The sequence below is a fragment of the Salinispora sp. CH2A1_6 genome (assembly GCF_056820975.1).
In genome coordinates, this window is sequence record NZ_JBXEDG010000013.1 from 267,749 (window position 1) to 281,103 (window position 13,355).

At 69.8% G+C, this 13,355-nt stretch carries 18 protein-coding genes; 6 read left to right on the top strand and 12 right to left on the bottom strand.

The features are described from left to right. Positions 1-33: 33 nt before the first annotated feature. Positions 34-918: a LysR substrate-binding domain-containing protein gene (locus AC1UKG_RS19160; protein ID WP_018814824.1), complete on the top strand. Its 885-nt coding sequence runs from the start codon at positions 34-36 to the stop codon at positions 916-918. 35 nt (positions 919-953) lie between these two features. Here AC1UKG_RS19160 and AC1UKG_RS19165 read toward each other — a convergent pair whose 3' ends face one another. The 5 genes from AC1UKG_RS19165 to msrB all read right to left on the bottom strand — a co-directional run bounded on the left by AC1UKG_RS19165 (position 954) and on the right by msrB (position 3,859). Then, complete coding sequence (locus AC1UKG_RS19165; protein WP_018745464.1) at positions 954-1,406, bottom strand: GNAT family N-acetyltransferase; 453 nt, start codon at positions 1,404-1,406, stop codon at positions 954-956. Then, positions 1,390-2,301, bottom strand: coding sequence for a cytochrome c biogenesis CcdA family protein (locus AC1UKG_RS19170; protein ID WP_018745465.1), 912 nt, complete (start codon positions 2,299-2,301; stop codon positions 1,390-1,392). The genes AC1UKG_RS19165 and AC1UKG_RS19170 overlap by 17 nt, the downstream gene beginning before the upstream one ends. A 1-nt stretch (position 2,302) precedes the next feature. Continuing rightward, on the bottom strand, positions 2,303-2,884 hold the full coding sequence (locus tag AC1UKG_RS19175; RefSeq protein ID WP_018814823.1) for a redoxin domain-containing protein: 582 nt from the start codon (positions 2,882-2,884) through the stop codon (positions 2,303-2,305). Positions 2,885-3,024: 140 nt separating this feature from the next. Further along, positions 3,025-3,285: a Prokaryotic metallothionein gene (locus AC1UKG_RS19180; protein WP_482642207.1), complete on the bottom strand. Its 261-nt coding sequence runs from the start codon at positions 3,283-3,285 to the stop codon at positions 3,025-3,027. Positions 3,286-3,448: 163 nt separating this feature from the next. Next, positions 3,449-3,859: a peptide-methionine (R)-S-oxide reductase MsrB gene (msrB, locus tag AC1UKG_RS19185; RefSeq protein ID WP_018745468.1), complete on the bottom strand. Its 411-nt coding sequence runs from the start codon at positions 3,857-3,859 to the stop codon at positions 3,449-3,451. 47 nt (positions 3,860-3,906) lie between these two features. Between msrB and ligD the strand changes: the two genes are divergently transcribed. Then, positions 3,907-4,932: a non-homologous end-joining DNA ligase gene (gene ligD / locus AC1UKG_RS19190; RefSeq protein WP_482642206.1), complete on the top strand. Its 1,026-nt coding sequence runs from the start codon at positions 3,907-3,909 to the stop codon at positions 4,930-4,932. A 4-nt stretch (positions 4,933-4,936) separates the two neighbouring features. On the opposite strand, the gene AC1UKG_RS19195 is transcribed toward ligD, so the two are convergent. From AC1UKG_RS19195 to AC1UKG_RS19215, 5 genes are all read right to left on the bottom strand, one after another. Continuing rightward, the gene (locus tag AC1UKG_RS19195) at positions 4,937-5,389 is read right to left on the bottom strand and encodes a GNAT family N-acetyltransferase (protein WP_475890938.1); all 453 of its coding nucleotides are present in this window, start codon (positions 5,387-5,389) and stop codon (positions 4,937-4,939) included. Between the two features lie 46 nt (positions 5,390-5,435). After that, a complete protein-coding gene (locus tag AC1UKG_RS19200; protein WP_018814821.1) occupies positions 5,436-7,007 on the bottom strand; it encodes an alpha/beta hydrolase in 1,572 nt (523 codons plus the stop codon). Between the two features lie 30 nt (positions 7,008-7,037). Then, positions 7,038-8,147 (bottom strand): ATP-dependent DNA ligase, encoded by a 1,110-nt coding sequence (locus tag AC1UKG_RS19205; RefSeq protein WP_018745472.1) that lies wholly within the window; start codon positions 8,145-8,147, stop codon positions 7,038-7,040. Positions 8,148-8,259: 112 nt separating this feature from the next. Beyond that, complete coding sequence (locus AC1UKG_RS19210) at positions 8,260-8,742, bottom strand: GNAT family N-acetyltransferase (protein WP_482642205.1); 483 nt, start codon at positions 8,740-8,742, stop codon at positions 8,260-8,262. Positions 8,743-8,894: 152 nt separating this feature from the next. Then, positions 8,895-9,815 (bottom strand): DNA-3-methyladenine glycosylase, encoded by a 921-nt coding sequence (locus AC1UKG_RS19215; protein WP_018745474.1) that lies wholly within the window; start codon positions 9,813-9,815, stop codon positions 8,895-8,897. Positions 9,816-9,991: 176 nt separating this feature from the next. Between AC1UKG_RS19215 and AC1UKG_RS19220 the strand changes: the two genes are divergently transcribed. From AC1UKG_RS19220 to AC1UKG_RS19235, 4 genes are read left to right on the top strand one after another with little or no spacing between them, the layout of a single operon-like run. Further along, positions 9,992-10,417, top strand: a complete 426-nt coding sequence (locus AC1UKG_RS19220; protein ID WP_475890931.1) for a hypothetical protein — start codon at positions 9,992-9,994, stop codon at positions 10,415-10,417. Between the two features lie 7 nt (positions 10,418-10,424). Further along, positions 10,425-11,159, top strand: coding sequence for a hypothetical protein (locus tag AC1UKG_RS19225; RefSeq protein WP_482642204.1), 735 nt, complete (start codon positions 10,425-10,427; stop codon positions 11,157-11,159). Between the two features lies 1 nt (position 11,160). Then, complete coding sequence (locus AC1UKG_RS19230; protein ID WP_155244512.1) at positions 11,161-11,475, top strand: type VII secretion target; 315 nt, start codon at positions 11,161-11,163, stop codon at positions 11,473-11,475. Positions 11,476-11,485: 10 nt separating this feature from the next. Continuing rightward, the gene (locus AC1UKG_RS19235; protein WP_475890948.1) at positions 11,486-12,280 is read left to right on the top strand and encodes a hypothetical protein; all 795 of its coding nucleotides are present in this window, start codon (positions 11,486-11,488) and stop codon (positions 12,278-12,280) included. Positions 12,281-12,392: 112 nt separating this feature from the next. On the opposite strand, the gene AC1UKG_RS19240 is transcribed toward AC1UKG_RS19235, so the two are convergent. Next, positions 12,393-12,875, bottom strand: coding sequence for a YcxB family protein (locus AC1UKG_RS19240; protein ID WP_482642203.1), 483 nt, complete (start codon positions 12,873-12,875; stop codon positions 12,393-12,395). 58 nt (positions 12,876-12,933) lie between these two features. Then, a complete protein-coding gene (locus tag AC1UKG_RS19245) occupies positions 12,934-13,323 on the bottom strand; it encodes a VOC family protein (protein ID WP_018745479.1) in 390 nt (129 codons plus the stop codon). Positions 13,324-13,355: the final 32 nt, after the last annotated feature.

The following is a 13,355-nucleotide window of genomic DNA, read 5'->3' on the forward strand; positions in this document are numbered from 1 at the left end:
AGATGATTTTTATGAGAGCTAGAATCTCTCGTTATGGAATTGAGGCAGCTGGAATACTTCGTCGCAGTCGCCGAGGAAGCCAGCTTCACTCGTGCCGCCGAGCGGGTACGGATCAGCCAGCCCGGAGTGAGCGCCCAGATTCGCGAGCTCGAACGCGAACTCGGCACCACCCTCATCGACCGCTCCACCCGAACGGCGCGCCTCACCGATGCCGGCCGGGCCGCACTCCAACACGCCCGGGCCGCCCTCGCCTGTTCTGACGCGATGAAACAGGCGGTCGGCGACGTGGTCGGACTCATCCGCGGTCGCCTCACTGTCGGGATGGTCATCGGATGCACGATCACCCCGTTCTTCGACGCCCTGGCGGCGTTTCACCACGCGCACCCCGGCGTGGAGATCACTGTGCTCGAGCACCACTCGGCCCGGCTCCTGCGGGACGTCCAGGCCGGTGCTGTCGACCTCGCTCTCATCGGCACCGCTGATCCCACGCCGGCCGGGTCGAACACCCTCACGATCATCAGCGAACCACTCGTCGCCCTCGTCCCACCCGGGCATCTTCTCGCCGGAAAAGCGGCCGTGACCGTGGCCGACCTCGCCGACCACCCGCTGGTGTGTATGCCCGAGGGCACCGGCATCCGTACTGTCCTGGACCGGGCCTGCACCCGTCACCGAGTCCGGCCGACCATCAGCGTCCAGGCCAGCGCCGCGGACGCCATCGCCGACCTCGCCACCCGCGGGCTGGGCGTGGCCATCCTCACCGAGTCCATGTCGCGGCACTACCAGGGTCGCCTGATCGCGCTGCCGGTCGTCGACATCGACGAGCCGGCCCTGCTGTCCCTGGTCTGGAGCGCTACGCGGAGTCCAGCCCTCGATCGACTCGTCCGGCACTGCCGCGACACCTTCGCTACCGGGCCGTGAACTCGGGCCCGGCCCGGTAGCGATCCGCGGTGTGGCTACGTCGCCGGGGTGTCCCGGCGCATCGGCGTGTGCAGAATGCCGTCCTCGAGGTACTCCGGCCCGGTGGCCGTGAACCCGTGTCGGGTGTAGAAGTCGACCAGCTGTGACTGGGCTTCCAGGGTGCACGGGCGTTCGCCGACCTCCACGAGGGCAGCGGTCACCAGCCGGCCCGCGTACCCCGCGCCGCGCGCCTCCTTTGCCACCACCACCCGGCCGATCTGTCGCCGGCCGTCCGGAGCGGCCAGGATCCGCAGGTACGCCACCGGCGTCCCGGCCTGCTCCAGCCAGAGATGGCGGGTGCCCGGCTCCACGTCCCGGCCGTCCAGCTCCGGGTACGGGCACTCCTGCTCCACCACGAACACGTCCACGCGCAGCCGGAGCAGGTCGTGGAAGGCGCGGGCGGACAGGTCGGCGAAGGAGGCGGTCCGGAGCTCAGCGATGGGCGGCATCCTGTGATGGTAGGTCGCTGCCCGGTGCCGGCTGCCGGGCGGCGGAGCGCCGCCGGCGGAGCAGCGTGCCGGCGACCGTTGCCGCGAGCAGCGCGGCGACCACGGCCCCGATCGTCCACGGGCCCAGTCCGTCCACCCACCCGCTGATCGTGGTCTGTACCCGACCGGCCGCGTCGATCACCGGGTCGTTGACGTCACCGCCGCCGAAGAGCCGGATCTCGTACCAGCCGTACCAGGCGACGTAGCCACCGGTCAGCACCAGGAGCAGGCCGGCGATGCGTCCGAGCAGCGGCCCGGCCCGTCGGGTGCGCCGGACCAGAGACTCCCGGGCCAGCGCGACCGCGAGCGCGGCGGCGCCGACCATCAACCCCATCCCGACCGCGTACGCGACGAAGAGCCCGACCCCGGCGAGCGGGCTGCCCGCCCGGAACCCGGCGACCACCACGGCCAGGAACGGTCCGATGGTGCAGCCGAGGGAGGCGATCGCGTAGGCCGCACCGAAGAGGACCATCGATCCGAAGCTGCGCCGGACCTCGGGGCCGTTGGCGATCCGGGGAGCGAAGGTCGGTAGCGCCCGGCCGGCGACGAGCCAGCCGCCGGTGGCGACCAGGGCGAGCCCGATCGCGACCGACACCCAGGGCAGGCGGCTGGCCAGGGCGTCGGCGGCGGGGCCGGCGAGGAGCCCGAATCCACCGAAGACGGCGACGAAGCCGAGGGTCATGGCGGCGGTCAGGGCCAACGCCCGACCCACCGGCGCGAGTGGCCCGCGGCCGTCCGCCGGGCCGTCCCCCAGCACCAGCATCGACAGGTACGCCGGCAGTAACGCGAAGCCGCACGGGTTGACGGCGGCGAGCAGCCCGGCGCCGAGCGCGAGACCGTAGGGGGCGTCAACCATGTCAGGTCAGCTCCGCGACCCGCTCGCGGAGGTCGGTCTCGGAGAGCGAACCCTTGTGGACGATCTTGCCGGTGGAGTCCAGCAGCACGTAGTACTGCTGGGAGACCACCTCGAACCGCTGCCACACCTCGCCCGCGTCGTCGGCCAGCTGCGGGAAGCCCTCGATGCCGGTGTCCTGAGCGAATCGGCGCATCGCGTCGTCACCGCTGCCGAGCCCGGCCACCCCGACCACGTTCACCCGGTCGGCGTTCTCCTGCTGCACGGCCGCCACCGAGTCGGCCTCACCCCGGCACGTGGGGCACCAGGCGGCCCAGAACCAGAAGACGGTGGGCTTGCCGGCGAGGCTGGCCCCGGTGAAGGCGTCACCGTCGATGGTGCGGGCGGTGAAGTCGAGGGTCTGCGGCACCTCGGGTGCCGGCTCACCGGTCGGGCTCGCCGCGGTGGTGGCGGGCGCGCTGGTGGCGGCGGTCGTCGGGGCGGAGGTGGGCTCGTCACCCGCGGCGGTGTCCTCGGAGCTCCCGCAGGCGGAGAGCGCCAGAACGAGGGTCAGTGCGATCGGGATTGACCGGGTCATGGTGCGCATGTCCGGATGTTAGCCCGCTGCGGCACCGAGTCTTCTTACCGCTCGCTAACGTCGGCGGCTCGAACTCCACTACGCCTGGCTTTCGCCCCGAAGCCATTACCAGGGGTGATCGGCCACTTGCGCCCTGCTGTCTCTGCCGTTCAGGACGGTCGGGCTCCGACCGAGTCGCGGACCCGGGCCCCCTCGGACCCCTCCTTGCGCCGGGCACAGTTCGCGCAGCAGAAAAAGCGGCCGGAGACCTCGACGCCGTGACCTACGATCTTGACCTGGCATTGTTCGCAGATCGGCGCCAGCTTGTGCGCGGCGCACTCGAAGCTGTCGAAGATGTGCACGTCGCCGCTGATCGTACGCACCTCAAACGTCAACCAGTAATCGTTCTCGCAGACCTCACAGGTCGCCATGCTGATTCCCCCAGATATGGATTCCTGAGGTAAGCGTTAAACATCCACTCCGGGTCGGCAACCAGAATCGGTAAACCGGTGTGGGTCGATCGACGTCGGGGGTGGGCGGCCAGCCGGGCGGCTTCACGCCGCGGCGTGAAACTGCTCCGGCTGGCCGGCGCCGTCAGGAGTCGTGCGGCTTCAGCCGGAGGGACACCGAGTTCACACAGTGCCGGGTGTCCTTCGGGGTGAAGCCCTCACCGGTGAAGACGTGCCCCAGGTGACTGTCACAGCGGGCGCAGCGGATCTCCGTCCGGACCATGCCCATACTCCGGTCCTCGACCTCCCGAACCCGTCCGGGAAGGGCGTCGTCGAAGCTCGGCCAGCCGCAGTGCGAGTCGAACTTCGCATCGCTGGGGAACAGGTCCAGGCCGCAGGCGCGGCAGTGGTAGACCCCGGGGGTCTTGGTGTTCACGTACTCGCCGATCCCGGGGGCCTCGGTGCCGTGCTCCCGCAGCACCCGGAACTCCTCGGGGCTCAGCCGGACCCGCCACTCGTCCTCGGTGCGGGGCAGTTCACTGTCGTCAAGACTCACCCGCCAACGGTACGTCGAAGGTCGTAGCCATCGCATATGGTCGCGCAATGGGTGGCACGAGGGCCGCGGCCGAAGAGATCGAGGTCGCCGGGCATCACGTCCGGTTGAGCAGCCCCGAGCGGGTGGTCTTTCCGCAACGGGGCTTCACCAAGGCCGACGTCTTCCACTACTACCTCGCCGTCGGCCCGGGCATCATGCGGGCGCTCGGCGAGCGGCCGACCACCCTGCAACGCTTCCCCGAGGGGATCGAGGGGGAGGCCTTCTTCCAGAAGCGGGTGCCGGCCCGCGGCGTGCCCCCCTGGCTTCGCACCGCGCAGATCAGCTTTCCCAGCGGCCGGAAAGCGGCCGAGCTCTGCCCGACTGATCTGGCTCACGTGGCGTGGGCAGCCCAGATGGGCACCGTGGTCTTTCACCCGTGGCCGGTGCGTGCCCGCAACCCGGACCACCCCGACGAGCTGCGGATCGACCTCGACCCGCAGCCCGGCACCGACTTCGCCGACGCGGCGGAAGCGGCGGCCGAGCTCCGCGAGATCCTGGCCGAGTTGGGTGTCCCGGGTTGGCCGAAGACCTCCGGCGGTCGGGGGGTGCACGTCTATCTGCGGATCCAGCCGCGCTGGACCTTCGTCGAGGTCCGTCGGGCGACCATCGCCCTGGCCCGGGAGTTGGAGCGGCGCCGCCCCGACCTGGTCACCACCGCGTGGTGGAAGGAAGAGCGCGGCACCCGGGTCTTCGTCGACTACAACCAGATGGCCCGGGACCGGACGATCGCGTGCGCCTACTCGCTGCGCGCCAACGCCCGCGCCACCGCCTCCGCTCCGCTGGCCTGGGACGAGTTGGCCGACGCCGAACCGGACGATTTCGACCTGCGCAGCGTGCCGGCCCGGCTGGCCGAGCGCGGCGACCCGCACGCCGGCATCGACGATGCCGCCTGGGACCTCACACCCCTGCTGGAGTGGGTCGAGCGGGACGCCGCCAACGGTCAGGGCGACCTGCCCTACCCACCGGAACACCCCAAGATGCCCGGCGAGCCGAAGCGGGTGCAGCCGTCCAAGGACCGCGACCGCCCCCGCTGAGCCGTCACAGCGGCAGCTTCATGCCCTCGTGGCTGGCGACGAAACCGAGACCCAGATAGAAGCGGTGCGCCTCGTGCCGGGACTTGTCGGTCGTCAGCTGGACCAGCGCACACCCACGCGCCCGCGCCTGGTCGACCGCCCAGGCCATCAGCTGCCGGCCCAGCCCTCGTCCGCGCTGGTCGGAGCGGACCCGGACCGACTCGATCACCTGTCGTTCGGCGCCGTGCCGGCTGAGCCCAGGAATGTAGGTGAGCTGCATGCAGCCCAGCACCTCGCCGTCGGCCTCGGCGACGACGAACTGGTTGCGCGGGTCGGCCGTGATCTCCGCGAATGCCTGCTCGTAGCGGGCGTCAACCTGGCCCACCTCCCGGGTGCGCCCCAGCCGGTCATCGGCGAGCAGGTCGAGCACGGTGGGCAGATCGGCCCGGGTCGCCTCCCGGAAGATCACATCGCTCATCCGGGGAGCATGCCACAGCGGTGGGAACCGCACCCGGCGGCCGGGGTCACTGGGGCGGGCAGCTCTTCCCCTCAGTCGGCACGGTCAGGTCAACCAGGTACGCGTCAACCGCCGCGCTGATGCAGTCCGTCTGCGGATAGGCGGTGTGCCCCTCGCCCTCCCAGGTGAGCACCCGACCCACGCCCAGCATCTCGGCCAGCGCCGGGGTCTGCTCGTAGGGGGTCGCCGGATCCCCCGTGGTGCCCACCACCAGGATCGGCGGTGCCCCGTCCGCGGCTCCGGTCGGATACGGGTCCCGGCCGCCGGGCCACTCGGTGCAGGTGAGTAGGCCGACCGCGAGCGCCGGGCCGAACAGTGGGTACTGCTCACGCCACTGCGACTGGAGCTCCCGGATCTGCTCCCGGCTCAGCTTCTCCGCCTCGTCGGCGCAGTTCACCGCGAGGTTCGCGTCGAACAGGTTCGAGTAGGTGCCGTCGGGTTCCCGACCCGCGTACCCATCAGCGAGGTGGAACACCCCGGTCGCGTCCCCGCCCGCCAACTCGTCGATCGCCTGGGCCAGCTGCTCCCAGCCGGCCTCGGTGTAGAGCGAGGAGACCACCGCGTAGAAGATCCACCCCGGAGTCGCCTCCCGCCCATCGCCGCCCCGGACCGGGGAGACCCGGGCCTTGTCGATGGCCGAGGTGACCGCCTCCCGCGCACCGGGAGCGATCGGGCAGCGGTCGGGGTTGGTGGAGCACCACAGGGAGAAGTTGTCGAAGGCCCGCTCGAAGCCCTTGGCCTGGCTCTCCGAGCTGGCCACCTGGTCCAGTCGAGGGTCAACGGCCCCGTCCAGCACCAGCGCCCGCACCCGCTCCGGGTGGAGCTGGGCGTAGACGGCGCCGAGCAGGGTGCCGTACGAGTAGCCGAGATAGGTCAACTTCTCGTCGCCGACGGCAGCCCGGATCGCGTCGAGGTCGTGGGCCGCCTGCTCCGTGCCGTACAGCTCGAGCTGGTCGCCGTAGCGGTCGCCGCACTCACGCCCGATCTGTTGGTGCAACTCGACGAGACCGTCGAAGGACTGTTCGCTCTCCGGATCCGGGTCGTAGCCGAAACTGGCGTCGAGGTTGGCGTCCGAGATGCACTTCACCGGACTGGAACGGGCGACCCCCCGCGGGTCGAAGCCGATGATGTCGAAGCGGTCGGTGACCGCGGTGGGCAGGCCGCCGAGCGCGGCCGGGAAGGAGAGGTAGACGGCGGTGTCCACGCCGGAGCCCCCCGGCCCGCCCGGGTTGATCAGCAGCGAGCCGATCCGGTCCCGCTGGTTCGTGGAACGCGCCCGCAGCAGCGCGATCTCGAAGGTCTCCCCGGCGCCCGGGCCGGCGGTGGCGGCGGCGCCGTCGGCCCAGTTCCGGGGAACCTTGATCCGGGTGCACTCATAGCGCATGCCGGGTGCGGTACGCCCCACCAACTCCTCGGCCACCTCCGGACAGGCCTGCCAGGTCGGCCCGGCGCCGGACGGCTCCGAGGGCTGCGCCTCGGTGCGCGGCGCGAGCGCCGGCAGGGTGCAGCCGGCGGCGAGAAACGTGCTGGCCAGGAGGAGTGCGGCCGGGGCGAACCGGCGGGCGGGGCTGCGAACCACGGGGTGGACCTTTCGGGTCGGGGTAGCCGGCTAGCCCGGCCCGGACGTGGGGCCGCCGTGCTCCGGGTCGCCCCGGAGCACCTGATCCACGTCGAACCGGACCGGACGGTCGAGCTGGTCGTAACGGCAGGAACGGGGCTTGCGGTCCGGGCGCCACCGGACGAACTGGGCGGTGTGCCGGAACCGGTCGCCCTCCATCGCGTCGTAGCTCACCTCGACCACCAGCTCCGGTCGCAGTGGCTCCCACTCCAGGTTCTTCGTGCCGGTCCACCGGCTGACCCCGCCCGGGATGCGCTGACCGCGCTGGTGGTCGCCGTGCACCCAGGGATGGTCGTCGCCGGCTCCCCGGTACGGCTCCAACTCGTCCACCAGCTCCTTCCGGCGGGCCATCGGAAACGACGCGCTCACCCCCACATGATGCAGGACGCCGGCGTCGTCGTAGAGCCCGAGCAGAAGTGAGCCGACCACCGGGCCGGACTTGTGCCAGCGGAAACCCGCCACCACAACATCGACCGTGCGTTTGTGTTTGACCTTGAACATCAGCCGTTTGCCCGGCTCGTACGGCAGGTCGGCGGGTTTGGCGATCAGGCCGTCCAGCCCCGCCCCCTCGAACCGGTCGAACCAGCGGCGCGCGGTGGCCGGGTCGGTGGTGATCTGGGTGACGTGCATCGGCGGCGCGACGCCGCCCAACGCCGCCTCCAGCCGGGACCGCCGCTGTGGGTACGGCTGGTCCAGGAGCGACTCGTCGGCGAGAGCGAGCAGGTCGAACGCCACGAAATCTGCGGGGGTGGTCTCGGCGAGCAGGTTCACCCGGGAGGCGGCCGGGTGGATGCGCTGGGCCAGCAGCTCGAAGTTGAGCCGGGGCTGCCCGCCCGGGCGGTCGCGCTGGATCACGATCAACTCGCCGTCCACCACGCAGCGCTCGGGCAGCTGCCGGCGGGCCTGCTCGATCACCTCGGGGAAGTAGCGGGTCATCAGCTTGCCGCCCCGGCTGGTCAGCTCGACCTCCGCGCCGTCGCGGAACACGATGCACCGGAAGCCGTCCCACTTCGGCTCGTAGGTCATCCCGGACGCGGTCGGGATCCGGGGGACGCTCTTGGCGAGCATCGGTTCGACCGGCGGGCTGATCGGCAGCTTCACGGCGACCAGTCAACCAGACGGCGCCGACAGCCGTGGGGAGGAACACCAGCCAGGCTGCCCCCTTGCCGGGCGCCGCGCAGCCGTTGGGCCCGGGTGGGTGCGGGCCCCGGAATCAGCAGCGGGACGGCACCGTCTTCTCGAGCAACGCCAGCGGCACGCCGTTCGGGTCCTTGTCGTGGCCCACCAACCGGTAGCCGGAGCGCTGGTAGAGCCGCCGACTGCGCACGCTCTCCGCCCCGGTGAACAGGGTGAACCGATTCACCCGCGCGCCCGCCACCGTCTCGACCGCGCGTAACAGGCGGCCGCCGATGCCCCGACCCTGCTGGTCGGGGGCGACCGCCAGCCGGCCGATGGAGGCGATGACGCCATCGACGCGCACCCGGACCGAGCCGACGAGTCGATGGCCCAGCCGGGCGGTGAGCACCATCTGCGGGCCGGCGAGCACGGTCCGAATCTCGTCCAGGGTCTCGGTGAGCGGTGGTAGGAACGGGTCCGCGTAGCGCTGCGCCTCGGCCAGGTACGCGGCGAGTTGGACGGTGAGGATCTCCCCGGCGTCGGCCGGGGTCGCGGGAGCGATCAGCGGGCGAGCGGTCACCGGCCCAGCCAACCACAGCGTCGCGACCCCGTGGTGTCCGAGTCCCTTGACGACAGTCCGCTACCGGAGCTGGTAAATATCGTTACTTATGGATGCCGTGAATGGTGGGTGTCGTGCCGGCTCGGGCCTGCCGCTGCACCTCGGCGAGACGGCTAGAAGCGCGCGAACGAGCGCAGCGGTGCCCGCGGGCCGAACTTCGGAGCGGTGATGCCGGCCGCCGCCAGCAGGACGCAGACCCGGCCCCGGTGGCCCCGGAACGGTTCGAGCAGGGCCAGCATCCGGGCGTCGTCGCCGCGCGCCTCACCGGCAAGGGCCCAGGCCACCGTGTTCGGCACGTGGTAGTCACCGACGCACACCGCGTCCGGATCGCCGTAGGCGACGCGGACCACCTCCGCCGCGGTCCACGGGCCGATCCCCGGGACGGCGGTGAGCCGGCGGGTGGCCTCGGCCGAGTCGGCGCACCGCTCCAGTTGGTCGGCCACCGCGGCGGCCCGACGCAGCGTGTCGGCGCGGCGCTGTTCGATCCCGAGGGGGTGGAAGGCCCAGTACGGGGTGGCCGCCACCGCCGCCGGCTCCGGCGGCAACAGCAGCGGCTGCATCGGCCCCGGGGCCACCGCCCGGAAGTGGCGGACCGTGGCGGCGTACGCCCGGTACGCCTCCTTGCCGGTCACCCGCTGTTCGAGGATGGCCCGGAACACCCGGGGGAAGACCTGGCCGCTGGTCGGTAACCGCAGCCCCCGGTGCCGGGCGGCCAGGTCGGCCACCACCGGGTGCGCGGCGGCGAGCTCGGCGAAGCCGGTCACGTCGTCCCGGAGGCCGGCGAGGGCGTCGGCCTGGTGCACCACCCAGTCGGCGCCGGGGCCGTACCCCTCGGCGACCAGGCGGCCGGCGTCGGGACGCAGGGCGAGGGTGGCGGGTCCGTCCGGGGTCCGGGTGGCCCACCAGAGCGTCCCGGCGGCGACCCGCGCGCAGGGGTCGTACGGGCTGAAGGTGAGGGGCCGCACCGACGCGGCCAGCCGGTACCCGGCCGGCGGGTGCAGCAGCCGGCGGGCGGTGGGTTCGGTCCCGGACACCCCGACATGCTGTCACCAGGCCCGGCTGACTGTCGCCGGCGGCATGGGGAATGTGGCCTGGCCGGCTCTCCGCGGGGTTGCGGGAGCGCAGTGGGTGCGGCAGGCTGCATGCCACTGGCGGCGACCGTGTGGTTTCGCCACGTGACTTCTTCCGCAGGAAGTAACCGGGGGTAGTGGTGGGAAAGCGGCTGCTGGCCTCGCAGCGGGGCCCGCAGCGGGGCTGGCTGGTGGTGTTGGCGACCCCGGTGGCCTTGTTGCCTGGCGTAGCGATTGTTATCGGCCCCGAGCGAGACATGACGACCGACGCGATCTTCGGTCGATTCGGCGCACAGCTCGTGCTGATCTTTGCGTTTGGGCTCGTGGTCGCGGGCGCCTTTCTCGCCTGGGACGGGCCTTCCGCAGCGGGTCACCATCGTTTACTCGCGGTACTGCTCTGGATCGCAGCAGCGGCGGTCGCCGGCCTGATATACGCATTCATTCACTACGAGGTCGAGAACGTCATGTTCACCCCCCTCGCGCACTCGATCGTGGCAATGGTCGTGATCGGGCGGCTTCTTGTGACTCGGTCAAAGCCGGATCAGAAAACCCAGGTCGAAGGGTGATCGTCAGATGATCGAGAAGATGCTCGCGCGGTTGGCCGAAATCCAGGGTCGCGTCCTGGAGCTTGAGGCCGTGGTTAGCGCGATGCGGGCACAGTATCGACCCGCTCCCGGGCACGGCACTGACCCGAGTGGCTGCGTCGCCGTCGTCGTCGACCCGGACGGTCTGCCTTCCCGCATCGAGATTCGGACGGGTTGGCAGCGTCAGCTCGCGGCCGAGGCGATGAGTAGCGCGGTGATGCTCGCCTTCGAGCAGGCGGTTGTTGACTCGATGCGGGCGTGGTCGGACGTCCCGGACGCGCGGGGGCAGCGCGTTCAGGGTGAAGGCGCGGGCCAGGGGGAGGAGAAGCCGCAGAGCCCGGTGCCGCAACCCCTGCCCCTCGGGAGCCCCCGCGAGCCGGTGGCGTTGGCCGAGGAAGCCCTGGATCTTCTGAAGGCGGCGCGGTCTGCGGGTGCGGCGCCGCCGGATCAGTGCTCCGGCTCGGGTGGTGCTGGCGCCGTATCGGTCACCTTTGGCGTCGGCGGGTTTCAGGCGTGCAGCATTGACCCGCAATGGGTGCGGCGGCAGGGCGTGGCTGTCGTGAACTCAGCTCTGACGGAGGCGCTGCGTGAGGCCCGTGCGGTGCGCGAGGATCAGGTCACGCAACGGCGGGCTGAGACTCAGCGGCTTAACGACCTCGAGCGTGACGCGCTGGCCACGCTCGTCGGGTTCAAGGATCTGACCGACCTGTCGGAGAGATGCTGATATGACATCCTCCACCAACGACCAGGTAGCCGTCGCTACTGACATTCTTCGCTCAGAGGCAGGGGAGTGGGACCGGCAGAGCGCGGCGATAGCAACGGTCGCACCACTGGTTGCGGGCATGGAACTAGGCAGGGTGGAGGCGGGGCTGTTCCAGCTCATCGTCGGTCCCTACAACGAGATCATCCAGCACGTGACGGACCGGTGTCGTCAGGGTCAGGCGGCAATGGCCGAAGTCGCCACAACGCTGCGGCAGGTCGCCGACACGTATGAAGAAGAAGACCGTAACGCCGAACACCGGATACGGAACCTCTACTGACGGGGGCGTCGTGGAATTCAGCAAGGCGCAGTTTGAAGGGCTGATGGCAGACATCAGCACCGGACTGGATGATCTTTCTGGGCGGCTCGAACAGATCGGGCCAGCCGCTGCCGATGCCGCTGACCGCTGGTTCCTCCCGGATGGGGTGGCCGATTCGATCCGTTGGCTGGGCCAAGAGACGGTCCGGATCGGCAAGGAGGTCCTGGAGTTCCTCGGGGACTTATGCTTGGGGATCTTCGCGCCGATCTGCATGTACAACGACGCCATGATGTGGGGGGAGGTGCGCGGGGTCGTGTCCAACGTGTCCGCTCATCTGGCGTCGCATCAACTGCTAGTTGATAATTCGGACTGGTCCGGCAAAGCGCGAGATGCCTACGTGGAGAGCGCAGCTGCCCATTCGCAGGCGGCGGGTCAGGTCGATAGAATCGCGTGGGCGGTGACCCTCCGTCTGGGCTTCTGCGCGTCGGCGGGTGCGGTATTCTACGTCCAGCTGGCGGCTACGCTCGTAAGTCTTGTTCTTGCCGCTAAGGCTGCTTTTCTGGCATTTGCCAGCGCAGTCTTCTCCTGGGCGGGAGCCGCACTTGTTATCGAGCAGGCCGGTTTCACTACCGCCAGTGTCACGCTGGGCCTCACCGGCCTGGCGACCTTCCTCGGCTTCCAGGCTGAGGCCATGGTGAACCTGCACGGCGAGGCACAGAACAAGACCGCCTTTCCCGACGGGAACTGGCCCTCTACCAACACCTCTACCTTCAGCGACGCAACGGTCAAAGACGGAGACGCTGACTGGTCGCTCGCTCCCCACTAGCCCGTTGGCGGCACGTAGCTTTTGTGGGAAATCCATCTTTGCGCGAGGCCGCCGGTATGCGACGGCCTCTGGTCGCGACGGTGGTGGATGACGTGACGACGCCCGGGCGCCGTTAGTTCCGCACAGGTTGCAATCTGTTGACGAACGCGGCGAACTCGGCCTCTTGCTCCTGGGTCATCGCGTTCTTCGGCACTATGACTGCCGTTTGCGACTTGCCCAACATGAAGTACCAGATCTCGGGGGTCTCGATTGCTGGTTCCAGGCAGGACCATCGAAACCGTGACTCGATGCACGGAGCAGTCAAGGTTGTCCATTCGTCGTCAAGCGTCAACTGATACCCGGTCTTGAGTGCGCTGGGTGTCATACGCATCAAATTTGCCACGGTGATGGGTCCTGACCCGAAAGTGATCAGCAGTCCAACTCCCAGGGGGATTGAACCGAGGTGAGTTGGCAGGTTTATTGCTATCAGTGCGACGCCGAGGGCGATCAGCACTCCGCCGAGGATGCGGAAGGTCCTAGACTGCCTACGGACAATGTGTCGATAGAAGCGGCGCATCTGTTGCTCGTCGTAGGGGACCCACACGGAGATGTGCATCGCCGCATCCTAATACGACAGTCGGTGCGTCCGAGGACGTGCCTTGTCCGTGGCGGTTCTAGCCGGGGAACTGTTCGAACATGAGCTCGTAGCCGTCCGGGTCCAGGCCGTAGAAGATGCGCGCCCATCCGACGTCTTCCGGATCGAGGGTCACGGTCAGGCCCTCCTCCCGCCAGAGCCGCCACGTCGCGTCGAGGTCCGTGGTCGGTACGACGAGGACGAAGCCGAGCCCGACCGGGCCCTGCCTGGTCTGCTGCCCGCGCTCGGCGTGGTGATAGCCGTGCTGGTGCAGGTCCGACAGGATGAGCCAGGTGTGACCGTAGGTCAGGTAGCGCAGCTGCGTCTGCTCCGGCTGTGGAAGGTGCCGGAAACCGAGCCGTCGGTAGAGATCGAACGACCGGTCCAGATCGCGTACCCGCAGGCCAACCTTCAGCTGTTTCGTCGGCATTCTCGTCATCGTATAGACGCTGCGGATCAGTC